The sequence below is a fragment of the Pantoea sp. JKS000250 genome, assembly GCF_003201065.1.
GTDB lineage: Bacteria > Pseudomonadota > Gammaproteobacteria > Enterobacterales > Enterobacteriaceae > Pantoea > Pantoea vagans.
Map to the genome: position 1 here is coordinate 230,648 of NZ_QICZ01000002.1, position 14,645 is coordinate 245,292.

Genomic DNA, 14,645 nt, shown 5'->3' on the forward strand with positions numbered 1-14,645 from the left:
TTATGAGCAGGCCGTGCCGGCTAACGCGCGACCTCTGACCGCCAGGAGTGACACCAGCGCCAGCACAATAAGGGTCATGCCATAGAACCAGGCGGTCTGGGTCAGCCCGATATGGGGTGCGGCAATACCGGCCGCAATCGCGGGCAGGGCAAAGGCGAGATAGCTTTTGATCAAAAAGGCGGAGAACAACCCGGCGCGCTCATGACTCTCCGCTAACGGCATGATGATCTTCAGCACGCTGGAGAAAATCGATCCAAACCCCTGACCCGCAATGGCGGTGCCGAGATAGAGCAGGGCCACGCTGTGCATAGAAAGGCCTGTCAGTGTGACGCTGACACCCGCCATCAGCATCAGCGTACCAATAACCAACGCCCGCGCGGGCGGCAACGGACGAAAGAGTAATACGGCTGCCGTTGCACTTAGCATCAGCGTTGCCACAATCGAGCCGCCGATAAACGGCGATGTCAGGCCGGTTGCATTTGCCACCATCGTGGGCATCAGTGACAGATAAAATCCGCCCAGCATCCATGTTGCGATGTTTACCGGCGTCACCTTCAGCAACGGGCCCAGTGCGCGTCGCGGAATGCTCACCTGAGGCCGCAGCGCGGCCAGTACACCCGGCTGAGGCGCAATCGTTTCAGGTATCAGGGGCAGAAGCGCCATCGCGACTATCATCAGCACCATCAGCAGTGCGTAAATCGTGACCGTAGGAAACGGCGCAAAGCTGACCAGAAAGCCACCTGTCAGCGTGCCAAGCGTCATCCCGAGAAACGCGGTGAACGAATTCAGCAGGGGTCCACGCGTTTTACTGGCGTCAATCAGGCTGGCACCGAAGGTCGGCAGTGCAATACCCGTAGCAAAGCCCTGTACCAGTCGGGCGGCAATCAAGGTCGAAGCCGAACTGGCCACCATAAAGATTACCAGCGCGACCACGTTAATCGCCAGTGCCAGCAGCATCAGCGGACGGCGGCCGGTATAGTCCGACACTTTACCCACCGTCAGCAGCGCGGCCAGCAACGCGAAAGCATAGGCACCAAAGATCAGCGTCAGCATGGTCGGCGTCAGATGAAACAGGCTGCGATAGAGCGGGTAGAGCGGCGTTGGCGCGCTGCTGGTGGCTGAGATCAGCGCCGCACCGGTAAAGCTAAAAAGCGAGGTGCGGGTAGCCGCCTGCGGTGTCAGGGTAGGGTTCATGGGAGTCACCTTAATGCAAAGGATTAGCTTTTAATAAGGTATACGGTGATTCTGAGCTTAATGCAATATCTTTGCTTTAACGTTTATTGCGGTGTGACTTAGTGTCACCCTATGCTAAACTATGTGTTACTAAGTTACACACCGGAGGACTCATGGCATCAACAAAACTTCGTCAGCAGGGCGGAGCTGTCGTGCTGACTATTCCCAGTGAGATTGCTGCCAGAGCAGGCTGGACCGTGGGCATTGAGCTGGACGTGACCGCTGAGGGCGAAACCGTGAACATTGTGCCGGTTACGCGTGTACCACGCGGTCGCCGGACAGTTGCTCAGTTGCTGGCCGGTATTGATCAGCTGGAAATCCAGAGTTATAACGACGAGGCCGTCGACGGACTGAATGACGCGCCGCAGGGCAGGGAGCATATCTGATGGTTTCAAGGAGGGTGCCGCAGAAGGGCGAAATCTGGCACGTTAATGGTGATCCGGTTGAAGGGCGTGAGTTTAAAGGGCCGCATTATTATCTTGTTATCTCTCAGCGCGAGTTAGTTGCGGCTCTGGGTACGGCAGTTTGTGTGCCGGTGACAAGCGGCGGCGTCGCGTCGCGCTCACAGGGAGTGACTGTTTTTCTGGACGGTAACAGCACAGATACCGGCAAGGTGACTGGGGTGGCGCTGTGCTATCAGGTGCGTTCGCTTGACCTGACAGCGCGCAAGGCAAGCTATGCTGCCAGGGTAGAGCCACATGTTATGGATGAAATATTGTCTCTGGTTGTAGACCTTATCGACCCGCGATAAATAAAAGCTGGCTGCCAGTTATAAATTACAAATTTATTAATTCCGGGAAGGCGTAACACTCTCGCAAGGCTCCGACCGCAGGTGCATGATCATCTGCGGCCCGAAAGTATAAGCACTTCCCTCTTCAGCACGCTGCCTGAAGTGCAACCCGCAGGAGCTTAGTAAAGCGAGTTCTTTAATCGCTCTGGCAGCGCTTTGTCGTAGGCATCGCCATCGATTTCCGCAATCTGTTTCAGAATCGAGCCGGTGCTGGGCAGCGACTGCCGCGCAATCTGCGTTTCAGCATTCCATAACCCGGAGCGGATAATCGCCCGGCTGCACTGAAAGAAAACGCTTTCCACGTGGATGCGCAGCACGGTTTTTGGCAGCTGATTATTGACAGCAAAGCGTTCAAGCAGCGCCGGGTCGGTGCTGATCGCCGCCGTACCGTTAACGCGTAGCGTCTCGCCAATGCCAGGAATGAGAAAAAGCAGCGCGACCCGATTGTCCTGCAGAATGTTGCGCAGGCTGTCGATGCGATTATTGCCGCGTCTGTCGGGCAGCAGCAGGGTTTTATCATCTTCAATTTCGATAAATCCGGCCGGATCGCCGCGCGGTGAAACATCCAGTCCCTCCGGTCCCGATGTTGCCAGCGCTACAAAAGGCGAGGCGGCTATAAACGGACGATAGGCGGGATGAATATGATCGGTCACCTTAGCCACAGAAGGCCGGGCGACAGTGCCATAAAGACGTTCAAGTTCGGTCAGTTCCGTCACTATGCTGCTCTGTTCAGCCATGTTTGCACTTTCCTTTCATTGATCAGCGTCCTCAGGACGCTGACGATAAGACACCACAGATCCGACGCGCAGGTTTAAGCAGGACTCTAACACCAATAGCTGCAGAGTCAGAGACACTGCACCGTCCTTTGTGATCACTATTCACAATGATCCGTGAATCCCGCTTAAACAGGAAGGGATTACCATGCCTGACCTGTAAAACCCAGGTGTTGGTATCAGAACAACCTGCTGATATAAAGGATTAACCTGATCAAAACCCATAAGGAGCAAAGGATGGTTTGGGAATCAGAGCGGTTGCTCTACAGATTTACCCTTCGTGAGGATCTTGACGACCTGTTCAGAATTTATGGCGACCCGGAAACGCATAAATTTAACCCGCGAGGCCCGTGGCCTGACAGGGAATATGCTGTTGAGGCGATGGAGCGTATACAGGATAGTTACAGGGATCAGGGGTTTGGCGACTGGACAATATTCGAGAAAGCCCATCCGGAAAAAATTATCGGCTTTGGTGGCGTCTTCAGAAGCCAGTTTGACGGCCGTCAGACCAATAATCTCGGCTACCGGTTTGAGCCAGATGCATGGGGAAAAGGATATGCTACTGAGCTTTCACGCAGAGCCATTCGCTACGGATTTGAGGAGGCCGGACTCAGCGTCATCACAGGCGTGGTGCGTGAAAACCATCTGGCTTCGCGCCGGGTGCTGGAAAAAGCAGGCTTAACGTTTTTGAAAAAGGTTAACGATCTCGAAGGGCTTCCTCCCAGCCTGATGTATGCCCTGAGCCGCCGGGAATGGCTTGACGCTGGCAACGCGCTTAACGTCTGACTTTCCACTTTACAAGTCGGGCGCAGCGTTGTCTGCGTCCTCTTACAGTCTTAAACCTCTGAGAAACCCTCTCTTATCCTGCGATTAATTCCCTGCTGGCTGAATTACCTTAACCGCCTTACTCAGGGGAGGATTTATGGATATTCGTACGATTTTTATTTCAGCGGTAATGGCAGTCAGTTTGTTGTGGATAGGCGCATCAGATAACCGTTCGTCTCGTTTCAGCGGAGAACCGGTCAAAGCGGGCCTGAGTAAAGTTCAGCCCTGATTGACACACGCCCGATCGCACACTTTAGCGCCTGCTCAGCCTGAGATGCGGTACACTGCCGCTATCTGTTAATGCAACATCGTTGCGTTAACCAAAACGTTGACGCGGATAAAAGCAGGAGAACGAGATGGCAAGGGAGATGATTCGTCAGGGCGGGCGCAGCGCCCGTATTCAGGCGGAAGTGCATGACACCGTTAACCGGCTGCTGGAAACACTGGATCGTTCCGCCATTACCGTACCGATGATTGCTGAACAGGCAGGCGTAACGCCGTCCACGATTTATCGACGCTGGGGCGATCTGGCCCAGTTGCTGGCGGATGTTGCCGTGGCGAGGATGCGTCCGATTGCCGATCCGGAAGATACCGGCTCGATGATCGGCGATCTTACCGCGTTCATTCAGCAGTATGCTGAAGAGATGTCTTCAAAAGTGGGCCGTGAGCTGCTTGCCGATGTGATTGGCAGTCATGCTGAAGAGGCCAGCCATAAATGCTGTGGATTTACTTATCAGCATCTTGAAACCCTGAACAATCGGGCCATCGCGCGCGGGGAAGCGGGTTTTGACGTTGATCGTCTCGTCGATGTCGCTGTCGCGCCCGTAATGTTTCACATACTGTTTGGCGATCGCGACGTTTCAGCGGAATACTGTTCGTTACTGATTCAGCAGGCATTTTAACTCAGCGCTGAACGTAGGGCAGGGCAGCTTCGGTGATCAGGTGCTGCAACAGCGTACGCGCGGGATCATCACTCTGGTCTGAGCGGGCCAGCGCAATACCCAGATGGCCCGCCTGCGGCAGTCGCTGTGATTCTGTCACCAGCCCCTCCGGCAATCCCGCGCTGGTGCGCAGGGTGATCCCCAGCCCGGCCTGCAGCGCGGCCCAGATGCCACTCAGACTGTGGCTGGTAAACACCACGCGCCACGGAATGCCCGCCTTATCCAGCGCCCCGGTGGCGCGGGATCGCATCACACAAGGCGCATCAAACGCCACCAGCGGCAGCGGCTCGCCACGCTGCAGAAATCCCGCCAGATCAAACGACGGATGCTGTATCCAGACTAACGGACACTGACCGATCACCTGCGTGCCGGATTGCTGTTCCGCCTGCCACAGCAGCGCTAAATCCAGCTCATGGCGAGCCAGTGCCGTTAATAACGCCAGATTTCTGTCAACGCGAGCGGTCAGCATCACGTCCGGATGCTGCCGGTTAAACGCGCCGAGAATGGCAGGCATCAGCGCCTCGCCAAAATCCTCCTGCATGCCGATACGAATTTCGCCCTGCAACGCTTCGCCTTTTACTGCCCGCAAAGTCTCATCGTTCAGTGACAGCAGACGTCTGGCGTAACTCATCAACTGCTCGCCACTGCGGGTCAATTGCAGATGCCGCCCTTTTTTCATCACCAGCGCGGTACCGCATTGCTGCTCGAGTTTTTTAAGCTGCGCACTGACGGCTGAGGTTGATCGGCAGAGGTGCTGTGCCGCAAGAGCAAAACTGCCCGCATCAATGCCCGCCACGAAACTGCGCAGCGCATCCATGTCGAGCGATTCCGGTACTTTGTTCATCATTGTCCTTAAAATGCGGATAGTAGATGCTGATTAATTTGATTTTCAGGATTAATGAGCTGAGTGACACTCTCTCTGACCAACGAGGAGTGTGCAATGAAAAAATCACTGGACCGGGAAACACTGGCGCAGCGCGCGCCAAAACTGGCGGAACTGACGCAGCAGGTGCTGTTTGATGATATTTGGCAGCGCGGTCTGCTGTCACCGCGTGAGCGCAGCCTGCTGACGCTGGCAACCTTAACTGCGCTGGGGCGCGTCCAGCAGCTGCCATGGCACATTAATTACGCCCGGCAAAATGGACTGACGCAGGATGAACTGGTGGAGAGCTTCACGCATCTCGCCTTTTATGCAGGCTGGCCCGCTGCCGTGACTGCGCTGAGCTATCTGGAGGATAATCACTGATGCCCTTCACCCGGATCACCTTGCGGCAAGGTTACAGCGATGCGGATCTGCATCTGCTTTCCACGCTGCTTCAGCAGGCGCTGGTCGCAGAATTTGATGTGCCCGAGCAGGACTGTTTTCAGGTCATTGAGATGCTGCCTGTCCCTCAGCGTGTATTTGATCGCCATTATCTCAGCGGCGGACGCAGCGAAAATTTCATGCTGTTTCAGATAACGGCAGGTCGCCCGCGTTCCCGGCAACAGAAGCAACGCTTTTATCACGCACTCTGCGCGGCGCTTCAGACAGAGATGGCAATCGATCCTGATGATGTGATGATCATCATTCAGTTTAACAGCCGCGAAGAGTGGAGCTTTAGCGGCGGCCAGATGCTGGGACAGGCGGCGTTATGATTATCATGCACTATCGCTTTACGCTGCCTGCGGACTACGACATGGCCATCATTGAAAAGCGTATCCGACTGAACGGTGCCCGGCTGGATGGCTTTCCGGGGCTGGTGGCAAAAGCGTATCTTTACGCCTGCCGCGAGGATGGGGGAATCAATGAACATCGCTATGCACCGCTCTATTTCTGGCGGGAGGCGAGTGGCATGCAGCGATTCCTGCAAAGCCCGGGTTTTGCGGCGCTGGTGAGGGATTTTGGCTGGCCGATCATCGAAAGCTGGCTGGCGCTGGAGGGGCAGACTCTCCTCACCGATCTGGCTGAAGCCCGTTTTATGACGCTGAACCGCTGGACGATTCCTCCGCATGCGAACCTTGCTGCACTGCCTATGGCCGAAGGCTTCAGCGCCTGGGATGTGACCCGCTGGCAGGGATTAACGGTTAACGCATCACAGCAGCGACCGGCGTCCGGCCGGGAGGTCTATCGCATCGGTTATCTGGCGCGAGGCGCTGCCGCTTCAGATCTGCAGCTGTAGCAGCGGTCTTGATGCGGATTGCCATTCAGAGGGCAAAAATGGCCTCAATCTCAATGCGCAGGTCAGTGGAGAACAGTCCGCTGACCTGCACCAACGAGCTGGCGGGCAGATGCTCGCCATAATTGCGGTAGAGCACGTCCCGCAGCGCGGCGATTTCTGTGAACGAGGTGATGAATATCGTGACTTTGAGCAGCGCAGCAAGCGATCTGTTTTCAGCAGCAGCAACGGCTCTGAGTTGTTCAAAGATGGCTTCAGCCTGTTCAGCCATATTACCCTGCTGAGCGGTCGTGCCGAAGGCGGTCAGTCCTGAGACGTACAGCGTCTCACCCTGTTTAACGGCATGGACATAAGGCGCGTTAACTTCGCCCAGTTGCGGATAATTTTTACGTTCTGGCAGGGTCATATTTTTTCCTTCGTCATGTGAATCATCAGACATTACTTCCCGCCACCACTTAGCGTTTCAGCAGTTGCTGGCAGACCATATTATCCTGCGCGGCGCGCTGCTGCTCATCGGCTTTCAGTTGCTCCCAGCGGCCAATCACGCTGCGTCCCAGCCGCGGTTTATAGGCTATTTTCTGCAGCGCATAGTCAGAATTGCCGCCTTCAATAACATTTCGCATCTGCTGGTCGAACGGCTGCTGACTGTGGTGATCAATCGCGCAGAACACCGCGACGTAATACGCTTTGTCTTCCTCGCTGTCGTGCGGGATTAAAAGCCAGCCAGGGCGAGGATAAGCAGCAGCGGAAGAATATATTTTAACCATTTATAACACTGGTTTTCGTATGATTAACAGCCTCATACCCTTTTCAGTATGGCGATAGTATCTGAACCTGCACCCTGCACCCTGCACCCTGCACCCTGCCGCCAACGCAAATACTTTCTTATAGACCTTTGTCGAATTAACGCTTTTGTGTCACATCATGCTCTGCAGCATTCTCATTGGAATGTCCGCATAGAGCATATGCATGGCGTAGCTACCGCTGTTAAGTAATGAAAATGTAATCCCGTTCAGCCTCGTTCAGCCAGATGCACACTGCGATGTCTGTCACGGCCCAGAGCCTGACTTTTCTCGGTACGGTCGGTCTCAGCATGACAGCGTCTAAGCAAAAATTTCGGTGTGGAGACCATCAGCTCTTGCTGGGCCACGTACTGCGGGTCGGACAGCGGAATCAGACGATGCAATACTATACCGGCAGGCGCTCGGTCAGGCCGCCGGGAGTGCCATCGAAATAGCCCTGCAGAACGTCAATGCCATGCGCAAACGTGTCCAGATCGTACTCGTGGTCACCGAGTTCACCTGCGTCGCTCAGCACCTGACGGAACTCCGCATATTTTCTGCTGAATATTTTCAGCGCGGTTCCGTTCGCGAAGTCTGCGTCTCTCTTTTCAGAGGAAGTAATTCCGTACCGGATTTTCTCGAAGGCTTAGCTGAAATCATCATGGGCTTTCATGGATTCGAACGTAACAGTTTTCCGGAGGATTCATAGAGTTCTTACAGAAGGGCTGATTTACTCAATATGTAAAAATTAATCAAAGATAATATGAGTGTGCTTATTTTATCCTTGGTTACCAATAGTTTGCTTAAATAAACCACTCGAAATTACCGGGCGCCTTTACCGGCATGATCCGACTTTTTCCATTTACGGCAGTAACCGGAAGAAAAGCACTGCGGCGGGTCGGGGCAAAGCTCGCTTTATCAGGGCTCGCCAGTAGTCATAACACTATATCTGGTAGCCTGAGCAGATGCCTTAACCACTACATGTAGTACTCCGTGTAGAAAAGCACCGCTTAAGGGAGAAGATCCGGTTCTTCCTTTTTTCGGATCTTCGATAAAAAGAGACAAATCAGAATATGTGATACATATACATATGTCCTGCATCTGCATATACTTAACAGATGCATATGCTTTACATCTGCATATACAGTGGATATGCTTTATCTATGCAGCGCTGTTCTGCCACAAAAAATAGCCGGTATCGGCACAGTGTCGGAAATCCGACCGGAAGGAGTAACCATGAGAACCGTATCCATTTTTAAAAACGGCAACAATCGCGCCATTCGTCTTCCTCGTGACATGGATTTTGAAGGAGTGAGCGAACTCGAAATCATCCGGGAAGGGGACAGCATCATCCTGCGTCCCGCCCGGCCGACCTGGGGCTCATACCTTGAACTCGAAAAGGCCGATCCGGACTTTATGGCAGAGCGCGAAGACGTTGTCAGCGACGAAGGACGATTTAACCTGTGAACACAACTTATATGCTGGATACCTGTATCTGCTCGTTCATCATGCGCGAGCAGCCGGAAGCCGTACTGAAGCGCCTGGAGCAGGCAGTGCTGCGCGGCCACCGCATCGTGGTGTCGGCCATCACCTACTCAGAGATGCGCTTCGGCGCCACCGGCCCGAAGGCCTCGCCGCGACACGCACAGCTGGTTGACGCGTTCTGCGCCCGGCTCGATGCCGTCCTGCCCTGGGATCGCGCCGCGGTGGATGCCACCACGGAGATTAAAGTGGCGCTGCGCCAGGCCGGGACACCGATCGGCCCGAACGATACGGCGATTGCCGGGCACGCCATCTCGGCTGGCGCCGTGCTGGTGACGAACAATACGCGGGAATTTGCGCGTGTTCCGGATCTGGCTCTGGAAGACTGGGTATATTAAACCCGGGTATGAATTGCAGGATATTAAAAGAATGAATGAACTGAAAATTGACAATCCGGCTCAACGATTACTGGATATTCTTGAAGCAGGAAAAACACAAAAACGGGACCAAAACTGTCGCTTGGTATGGGTCTTTCTGCTGCAGGCTCAGAAAAATAATGAGCAGCATCTTCTTTCCCGCCTGGCGCGGGCCATGGAATTGCCAGGACGAATAGTGCAGGTCAGAGAGGATCATTTCTCCGCTCTCAGGGGAAAATCCACGCACTGGAAAACATGCGTTGATACGGCATTTGTTTCACAGTCTCTCAACAGTACCTGGCAGTCGTTCATGCAGCATATTGATGACCGCACATTCTCAGAACTCAGTATGCTGTCAGACCTTTTTGAAACCCGTGGCGCGCACGCGGCTATGCAGTCAGAAGAAATTGAAGCTCTGCTGGAAAGGTTAACCGAACTGCGTAATGATATCCGGGGGGCTGATCTGCCTGCTACGATGAAGACCCTGCTGCTGAAACAGCTTTCACAAATCCAGGAGGCACTGGAAACATACGGTATTTCCGGCGTTGAGCCGGTAATGGATGCCGTGCAGTCAACCCTTGGCCTGGCCGTTCTAAATCCGGAGTACCGCAAGGAAATCAGTAAGGGGACAAACAGCAGGTTCGGTGAGAAAATTTCCGATCTACTGAGCGACGTGGCGAATGTTGTCACCGTCGCAGGCGCGCTGCCTGCATTAACCGTTGCTGTAAACACCGCCCTGACCTATATCGGCCAGTGATCCTCAGGCACCTTTTTACAGGTGCCTTATTTTTAGCCGTTACTCATTACCAGCCCAATCAGATTTCCGACATTATCCTTTTCCGGATCTGCCGGATTCAGCAAACAGGCTGTGTGAAGGATGCAGTGAAAGAGGACACAATGCAGCACATAAGTGCATATTTTGCTGTTAGTGAGGTTTATTACATTTAAACTTAAAAATTGGCTGGATTCAGCAGGAAATCTAAGCATGAAGAATTTATTTACGGTAAATGAGATTAATTCTGCAAAAGTGCGCGTGGTATACCATTCATTTTTTCTCAACTGTCGGGGATATGGAACGTCCTGTGGCGCATCTGTCCAGAAAAACCGACCGCAATAAATTGGTGATCGGGCGATGCCTAATTGGCCTTTTCTTCGCTATAAGGAATATAATCTGGTGCGTATGTGAACGCACGCAGTGACGTTACAGAGATTGTAACGGCTTTAACATAGCGATCCCTCTGACTTTACGAGTTTTTATTCTGTTCGAACCCGGAAAGATCGGGGCATGGCGGTACCAGGCACTCTGCGCTGCATGCCTGGTATGGGAATGAACAGTAAGAACGGTTACCGCCATTGTCTGTAAGAAGTATGTCCTGCCAAGTCACCGGAGTTATACTTACAGGCCATAAAATCCGGTATAATATCCCTGTTAGCCATTCATCTGATGATAACCAAAACTTAAAAATAATGGATTAATATGAAACTTACCAGATTGTCTATAAAAGGGATTGGAGGTATCAAAAACCTCGATTTAGAATTTCAGCCCGATATGAACATAATTTGTGGCCCCAATGGAATTGGTAAATCCACAATCCTTCTTGCAGCATCTTTTCCCTTTATCTGGGGAACATCGATTAAGGTCAAAAGAAATATCGTAACTGAACGTGGCCTGATTGAGCTGGAATTAGAAGATAAAGGACAGAATTATAAGAATGTTACCGAGGTAACGAGTCATTTACCACACGAACACGCAAACCACCATCTCACGGTGGGTTATGAAAGAAGAAAGCTAATAAAGTTTGAGACAAACAGAAGCTTTGATTATCAGTCACTTAGTTCCATCAGTGCTGACAGGCATATTGAAGACGGCGAGATTTCTCAGCAACTGAATACGGGCGTTAATCTTTACGGTATCAAAGACTGGCTTGCAAAAAGGATTTTATTTGAGAAAGTTGAGCCTGGATATGCACCAAACATTTTAAAAAATATTGAGCTTTCAAAAAGGTGCATCTCTTTACTTGATGCTAAATTTTCTTTTAGTCGGGTCGATCCAAGATCATATGATATTTATGTAAACTCTCCCTCAGGAGAAATATGGTATGAATATCTTTCCTCTGGCTTTAAGTCATGCATGGGTCTTTTGTTAGGTATCATAAAAGAAATTGAGCTGAGGTTTCCGACTGAAGCAATATATGCTCCTGACTTTGACGGCGTTATACTTATTGATGAGCTTGAACTGCATCTCCACCCTGAATGGCAGGCCAGAATAACGGATGCACTGACTAGCATATTCCCGTCAGCTTAGTTTATAGTTACTACACATAGCCCTCATATTGTGCAGAACGCAAAATCACATCAAATCATGGCTTTAGATTCATCAAGTAACGGTGAAGTTTGCCTGAGAAACTTGCCTGAAAATGGTTTTGGATACTCAGCCTGGACGGTTGAAGAAGTTCTGCTGGATGTCATGGGTATGGAAAGTACGCTCAGCAGAAAACTACAGCTCCATCTTGATGATTTTGACAGGTTTGTGGATGCAGAGAATTTCGGTGGGGCAAAAGAAATCTATGATTATCTTGATGCTGCCCTACATCAGAACAGCGTACTGCGCAAGTCCCTAAAAATACGTCTTATGTCTGTCAAGAGCAGAGAAGAATAATGATAAAGCTGGAAAGAAATTTTACCCCTGATTTTTTCCTTCGAGAAAACCTTTCTGACTTGACTGATAGATTCAAAAAGGATGGTACACCTGTATGGCATCATCCGGAAGTTAAAGAAGCTTGTCTTATTATTAGTAACGGTAAATGTGCTTTCTGTGAAGTTCTACTAGAAGAAGCAAGTACCTATAATGAAGTTGAGCATTTCAAAGACAAAAACTCTTATCCAGATGATGTGATTCAATGGGAAAACCTTTTGCCGTCATGCCGTCACTGCAACGGCTCTAAGCAGACTCATAACGTTGTTTTAGATCCCATTATAAATCCATGCCATCATGTACCATCTGTACACCTGTATATGAGAGGTTATCGTATTAGAGGACGAACCACCTTAGGTGAAATGACAATAAGCACCCTAAATTTTAATCAAAGAGAGCATAAGTATATTCCTCGCTGCAAGGCTGGAGATGTTATTGAAAGTAGCCTCGAAGATGCTCTTGAGAAACTTGAATGGTACCTTCATTCCCCTACTACCAGACGCAAAAATATTCTTATGAATATGGTTGAAGCCATATTAGATGAATGTCAGAAAACGGCGCAATTTTCTGCAGTTTCAGCAACCATATTGCACGACTCAGATGACTATGAGCTGTTGAAGACAAGTATGCATCGGCACAATCTGTGGACTGACTACATGCAGGAACTTCATGTTAACTCGCAAGATCTACGGCTTCCAGACCATAAATGATGATGATGCCGGCAAGGCACTATTGGCTGAATTCCTATTAACAAAAGAAATCAACAGTAGCCCTGAAGCTCGTCTATTCTGAATCCTTATGTAGAACACCGGCATTGCTTTGTTGTGGAGTATTCCGTACCTGATGCCAGTTCAAAGGCTCTCAGCATTAGGAAAAACATACGCAGAAGGCACATCGTGAAGGCCAAAACAGTTAAAGATGAAGTGTGTGAAAAAATTTATCCTTTTAGCATTCATTTATTGGTCGGTTCTGGCATGATGAAAAGGTAAAATAAACTTATGTAAGGATGGCAGGTATGCTTAATCTTATCGTGGTCGGTAATCCCGATTATCACAGTTTTTTTTCCGACTCTCGCGGCGAGGGGACCTTTCCGGTTTCCCGGCTTTTTGAATCCACTCCGGACTCCCTGAGAAGTAAGCTTCTTCCTCTGACCAGTAAGACCTTTGAGTTTCTTCAGGAGTTGCCGGTCGTATTTATGACAGAACCAGAATTAGAAATTGATGAGGAAAACGGTCTGGGTGGTTATAAAAGTCATATCAGCACAGGAAGAATCAGTAACATTAGGTTATCAGCTAAAAATAAAGAAAAAGTGCTGGCATTCACCTATGAGTTAACCGCTAACATCGGCTATCAGTACTTAATCAATGACAAAGAGTACATTAAGAAACTGGAGCTCGGCAGCTTCGGATTGAGCAGGAATTTCTGGGCAGTAAAGGAAATGGATCTCAATGAATGCCTGCATATATTAGGCCTTGATGCCTTCGCTCTTGACGTCCCCGCAGCGGTCACTGCTGAAGCCCCGGACAATGACGAAGATCTTGAGGTGATTTCAGATATTAATCAGTTTCTGGAAATTATACTGAATCATCAGCAGAAAAGTGATGAAGAAGTGTTTTACAGGGGTCACTCAGACATCAGCTATCAGCTGGAACCTTCTCTGTTTCGTAAGGATACTCAGGGGAACTACCGCTATCGTCATCATGAATCTGACATGATAACGGAGCTGCTGACGGTACAACCTGCCGAATTCAGAGACGACCGCTACATGCTGGATAAACTTGTACGAATGCAGCATTATGGCCTGCCCACTCGCCTGCTTGACGTCTCAACTAATCCGCTTATCGCACTCTATTTTGCCTGTTCTAAAATAAAACGCGACCAAAGTGGGAATGAGATTGATGGTAACGTCATTCTACTGACGACGCCTAAAAGTGAAATTAAGTTTTTTGATTCCGACACCGTAAGCTGCATCGCAAACCTGTCCCGCCTTCCTTCGCGAATTAAGAGTAAACTCAATACCAGTCTGACAACATCGGCATTTAATGTCACCGAAGAATGCGGGCAGTTGCTGCACCTTATCCGCAATGAGAAATCCTATTTTAAAAGTGTAATCGATCCGGCACACCTGAACAAAATAGTTCTGGTTAAAGGACGCCTCAGCAATGTCCGCATTTCATCTCAGGCTGGAGCATTCCTCATATTCGGTGAAAACGTAGATCTCCCTGAAACGGGTCTCAGCACACTGAATGTCAGAAAACTGGTGATAAGAAATAAGGAACATTTGATGCGGCAACTCAGCCGTTTTGGCATCAATGAAAGTACTGTTTATCCGGGTATAGAGAAGGCCGCTACGGAAATCGCCAAGCTTTACGATGGCCGGAGTTAATAAAAGTTAGGCATACGCTACTGCTGTATGCCTTCACTTTATAAGCAATTCCTTTTAATGTGAGAGAGATTAAAAAAACCGCCTTACGACACATTACGGGCACAGTCTGTAGATAATCCGTTCATTGTTATGGAATACACACCCCGAGCGGTTAATGGTGTCCAGC

General features: G+C 50.5%; 20 protein-coding genes and 1 pseudogene. 15 read left to right on the forward strand and 6 right to left on the reverse strand.

Annotated elements, in window-relative coordinates; all coding sequences use genetic code 11:
* A complete protein-coding gene (locus BY447_RS20865) occupies positions 1-1,194 on the reverse strand; it encodes an MFS transporter (protein ID WP_110332100.1) in 1,194 nt (397 codons plus the stop codon).
* Between the two features lie 152 nt (positions 1,195-1,346).
* Between BY447_RS20865 and BY447_RS20870 the strand changes: the two genes are divergently transcribed.
* A complete protein-coding gene (locus BY447_RS20870) occupies positions 1,347-1,619 on the forward strand; it encodes an antitoxin (protein WP_033784864.1) in 273 nt (90 codons plus the stop codon).
* Positions 1,619-1,984, forward strand: a complete 366-nt coding sequence (locus BY447_RS20875; protein WP_033735363.1) for a type II toxin-antitoxin system PemK/MazF family toxin — start codon at positions 1,619-1,621, stop codon at positions 1,982-1,984. The genes BY447_RS20870 and BY447_RS20875 overlap by 1 nt, the downstream gene beginning before the upstream one ends.
* 158 nt (positions 1,985-2,142) lie before the next feature.
* Here BY447_RS20875 and BY447_RS20880 read toward each other — a convergent pair whose 3' ends face one another.
* The gene (locus BY447_RS20880; protein ID WP_061060637.1) at positions 2,143-2,760 is read right to left on the reverse strand and encodes a pyridoxamine 5'-phosphate oxidase family protein; all 618 of its coding nucleotides are present in this window, start codon (positions 2,758-2,760) and stop codon (positions 2,143-2,145) included.
* Between the two features lie 273 nt (positions 2,761-3,033).
* On the opposite strand from BY447_RS20880, the gene BY447_RS20885 reads away from it, so the two are divergent.
* The 3 genes from BY447_RS20885 (at position 3,034) to BY447_RS20890 (ending at position 4,523) form a co-directional block, all read left to right on the forward strand.
* Positions 3,034-3,582 carry a GNAT family N-acetyltransferase gene (locus BY447_RS20885; RefSeq protein WP_110332101.1) on the forward strand — a complete coding sequence of 183 codons (549 nt, stop codon included), beginning with the start codon at positions 3,034-3,036 and terminating at the stop codon, positions 3,580-3,582.
* 136 nt (positions 3,583-3,718) lie between these two features.
* Positions 3,719-3,850, forward strand: a complete 132-nt coding sequence (locus BY447_RS23560) for a hypothetical protein (protein WP_323859519.1) — start codon at positions 3,719-3,721, stop codon at positions 3,848-3,850.
* Positions 3,851-3,977: 127 nt separating this feature from the next.
* Positions 3,978-4,523, forward strand: a complete 546-nt coding sequence (locus BY447_RS20890; protein ID WP_013196480.1) for a TetR/AcrR family transcriptional regulator — start codon at positions 3,978-3,980, stop codon at positions 4,521-4,523.
* 1 nt (position 4,524) lies between these two features.
* Here BY447_RS20890 and BY447_RS20895 read toward each other — a convergent pair whose 3' ends face one another.
* Positions 4,525-5,406 (reverse strand): LysR substrate-binding domain-containing protein, encoded by an 882-nt coding sequence (locus tag BY447_RS20895; protein ID WP_110332102.1) that lies wholly within the window; start codon positions 5,404-5,406, stop codon positions 4,525-4,527.
* A gap of 96 nt (positions 5,407-5,502) precedes the next feature.
* On the opposite strand from BY447_RS20895, the gene BY447_RS20900 reads away from it, so the two are divergent.
* From BY447_RS20900 to BY447_RS20910, 3 genes are read left to right on the forward strand one after another with little or no spacing between them, the layout of a single operon-like run.
* Positions 5,503-5,808 (forward strand): carboxymuconolactone decarboxylase family protein, encoded by a 306-nt coding sequence (locus tag BY447_RS20900; protein ID WP_110332103.1) that lies wholly within the window; start codon positions 5,503-5,505, stop codon positions 5,806-5,808.
* The gene (locus tag BY447_RS20905) at positions 5,808-6,197 is read left to right on the forward strand and encodes a tautomerase family protein (RefSeq protein ID WP_110332104.1); all 390 of its coding nucleotides are present in this window, start codon (positions 5,808-5,810) and stop codon (positions 6,195-6,197) included. The genes BY447_RS20900 and BY447_RS20905 overlap by 1 nt, the downstream gene beginning before the upstream one ends.
* A complete protein-coding gene (locus tag BY447_RS20910) occupies positions 6,194-6,721 on the forward strand; it encodes a DUF4865 family protein (protein WP_110332105.1) in 528 nt (175 codons plus the stop codon). Before BY447_RS20905 ends, BY447_RS20910 begins: the two co-directional genes overlap by 4 nt.
* 25 nt (positions 6,722-6,746) lie before the next feature.
* Here the strand turns inward: BY447_RS20910 and BY447_RS20915 are convergent, their stop codons facing one another.
* The 3 genes and pseudogenes from BY447_RS20915 to BY447_RS23565 all read right to left on the reverse strand — a co-directional run bounded on the left by BY447_RS20915 (position 6,747) and on the right by BY447_RS23565 (position 8,035).
* On the reverse strand, positions 6,747-7,124 hold the full coding sequence (locus BY447_RS20915) for a RidA family protein (protein ID WP_110332106.1): 378 nt from the start codon (positions 7,122-7,124) through the stop codon (positions 6,747-6,749).
* 49 nt (positions 7,125-7,173) lie between these two features.
* Positions 7,174-7,472 (reverse strand): annotated as a pseudogene (locus BY447_RS20920) (hypothetical protein).
* A 434-nt stretch (positions 7,473-7,906) separates the two neighbouring features.
* The gene (locus BY447_RS23565) at positions 7,907-8,035 is read right to left on the reverse strand and encodes a hypothetical protein (protein ID WP_261985051.1); all 129 of its coding nucleotides are present in this window, start codon (positions 8,033-8,035) and stop codon (positions 7,907-7,909) included.
* Between the two features lie 701 nt (positions 8,036-8,736).
* On the opposite strand from BY447_RS23565, the gene vapB reads away from it, so the two are divergent.
* The 7 genes from vapB (at position 8,737) to BY447_RS20960 (ending at position 14,479) form a co-directional block, all read left to right on the forward strand.
* Entirely contained in the window at positions 8,737-8,967 is a 231-nt protein-coding gene (gene vapB, locus BY447_RS20930; protein ID WP_110332107.1) for a type II toxin-antitoxin system VapB family antitoxin, read from the forward strand.
* Positions 8,964-9,380, forward strand: coding sequence for a type II toxin-antitoxin system VapC family toxin (locus BY447_RS20935; protein WP_110332108.1), 417 nt, complete (start codon positions 8,964-8,966; stop codon positions 9,378-9,380). Before vapB ends, BY447_RS20935 begins: the two co-directional genes overlap by 4 nt.
* Before the next feature lie 31 nt (positions 9,381-9,411).
* Complete coding sequence (locus BY447_RS20940) at positions 9,412-10,155, forward strand: hypothetical protein (protein WP_110332109.1); 744 nt, start codon at positions 9,412-9,414, stop codon at positions 10,153-10,155.
* Positions 10,156-10,875: 720 nt separating this feature from the next.
* Positions 10,876-11,703, forward strand: a complete 828-nt coding sequence (locus tag BY447_RS20945) for an AAA family ATPase (RefSeq protein WP_110332110.1) — start codon at positions 10,876-10,878, stop codon at positions 11,701-11,703.
* Between the two features lie 57 nt (positions 11,704-11,760).
* The gene (locus BY447_RS23215; RefSeq protein ID WP_146211009.1) at positions 11,761-12,057 is read left to right on the forward strand and encodes a hypothetical protein; all 297 of its coding nucleotides are present in this window, start codon (positions 11,761-11,763) and stop codon (positions 12,055-12,057) included.
* Positions 12,057-12,803: a hypothetical protein gene (locus BY447_RS20955; protein WP_110332112.1), complete on the forward strand. Its 747-nt coding sequence runs from the start codon at positions 12,057-12,059 to the stop codon at positions 12,801-12,803. Before BY447_RS23215 ends, BY447_RS20955 begins: the two co-directional genes overlap by 1 nt.
* Positions 12,804-13,108: 305 nt before the next feature.
* Positions 13,109-14,479, forward strand: a complete 1,371-nt coding sequence (locus BY447_RS20960; RefSeq protein WP_110332113.1) for an FRG domain-containing protein — start codon at positions 13,109-13,111, stop codon at positions 14,477-14,479.
* Positions 14,480-14,645: the final 166 nt, after the last annotated feature.

Coding starts and splice junctions, on each gene's coding strand:
- BY447_RS20885 (WP_110332101.1), top strand. CDS start 3,034: ATGGTTTGGGAATCAGAGCGGTTGCTCTACAGATTTACCCTTCGTGAG.
- BY447_RS20955 (WP_110332112.1), top strand. CDS start 12,057: ATGATAAAGCTGGAAAGAAATTTTACCCCTGATTTTTTCCTTCGAGAA.
- BY447_RS20870 (WP_033784864.1), top strand. CDS start 1,347: ATGGCATCAACAAAACTTCGTCAGCAGGGCGGAGCTGTCGTGCTGACT.
- BY447_RS20960 (WP_110332113.1), top strand. CDS start 13,109: ATGCTTAATCTTATCGTGGTCGGTAATCCCGATTATCACAGTTTTTTT.
- vapB (WP_110332107.1), top strand. CDS start 8,737: ATGAGAACCGTATCCATTTTTAAAAACGGCAACAATCGCGCCATTCGT.
- BY447_RS20915 (WP_110332106.1), bottom strand. CDS start 7,124: ATGACCCTGCCAGAACGTAAAAATTATCCGCAACTGGGCGAAGTTAAC.
- BY447_RS20865 (WP_110332100.1), bottom strand. CDS start 1,194: ATGAACCCTACCCTGACACCGCAGGCGGCTACCCGCACCTCGCTTTTT.
- BY447_RS20890 (WP_013196480.1), top strand. CDS start 3,978: ATGGCAAGGGAGATGATTCGTCAGGGCGGGCGCAGCGCCCGTATTCAG.
- BY447_RS20910 (WP_110332105.1), top strand. CDS start 6,194: ATGATTATCATGCACTATCGCTTTACGCTGCCTGCGGACTACGACATG.
- BY447_RS20900 (WP_110332103.1), top strand. CDS start 5,503: ATGAAAAAATCACTGGACCGGGAAACACTGGCGCAGCGCGCGCCAAAA.
- BY447_RS20905 (WP_110332104.1), top strand. CDS start 5,808: ATGCCCTTCACCCGGATCACCTTGCGGCAAGGTTACAGCGATGCGGAT.
- BY447_RS23560 (WP_323859519.1), top strand. CDS start 3,719: ATGGATATTCGTACGATTTTTATTTCAGCGGTAATGGCAGTCAGTTTG.
- BY447_RS20880 (WP_061060637.1), bottom strand. CDS start 2,760: ATGGCTGAACAGAGCAGCATAGTGACGGAACTGACCGAACTTGAACGT.
- BY447_RS20895 (WP_110332102.1), bottom strand. CDS start 5,406: ATGAACAAAGTACCGGAATCGCTCGACATGGATGCGCTGCGCAGTTTC.
- BY447_RS20940 (WP_110332109.1), top strand. CDS start 9,412: ATGAATGAACTGAAAATTGACAATCCGGCTCAACGATTACTGGATATT.
- BY447_RS20875 (WP_033735363.1), top strand. CDS start 1,619: ATGGTTTCAAGGAGGGTGCCGCAGAAGGGCGAAATCTGGCACGTTAAT.
- BY447_RS20945 (WP_110332110.1), top strand. CDS start 10,876: ATGAAACTTACCAGATTGTCTATAAAAGGGATTGGAGGTATCAAAAAC.
- BY447_RS23215 (WP_146211009.1), top strand. CDS start 11,761: ATGGCTTTAGATTCATCAAGTAACGGTGAAGTTTGCCTGAGAAACTTG.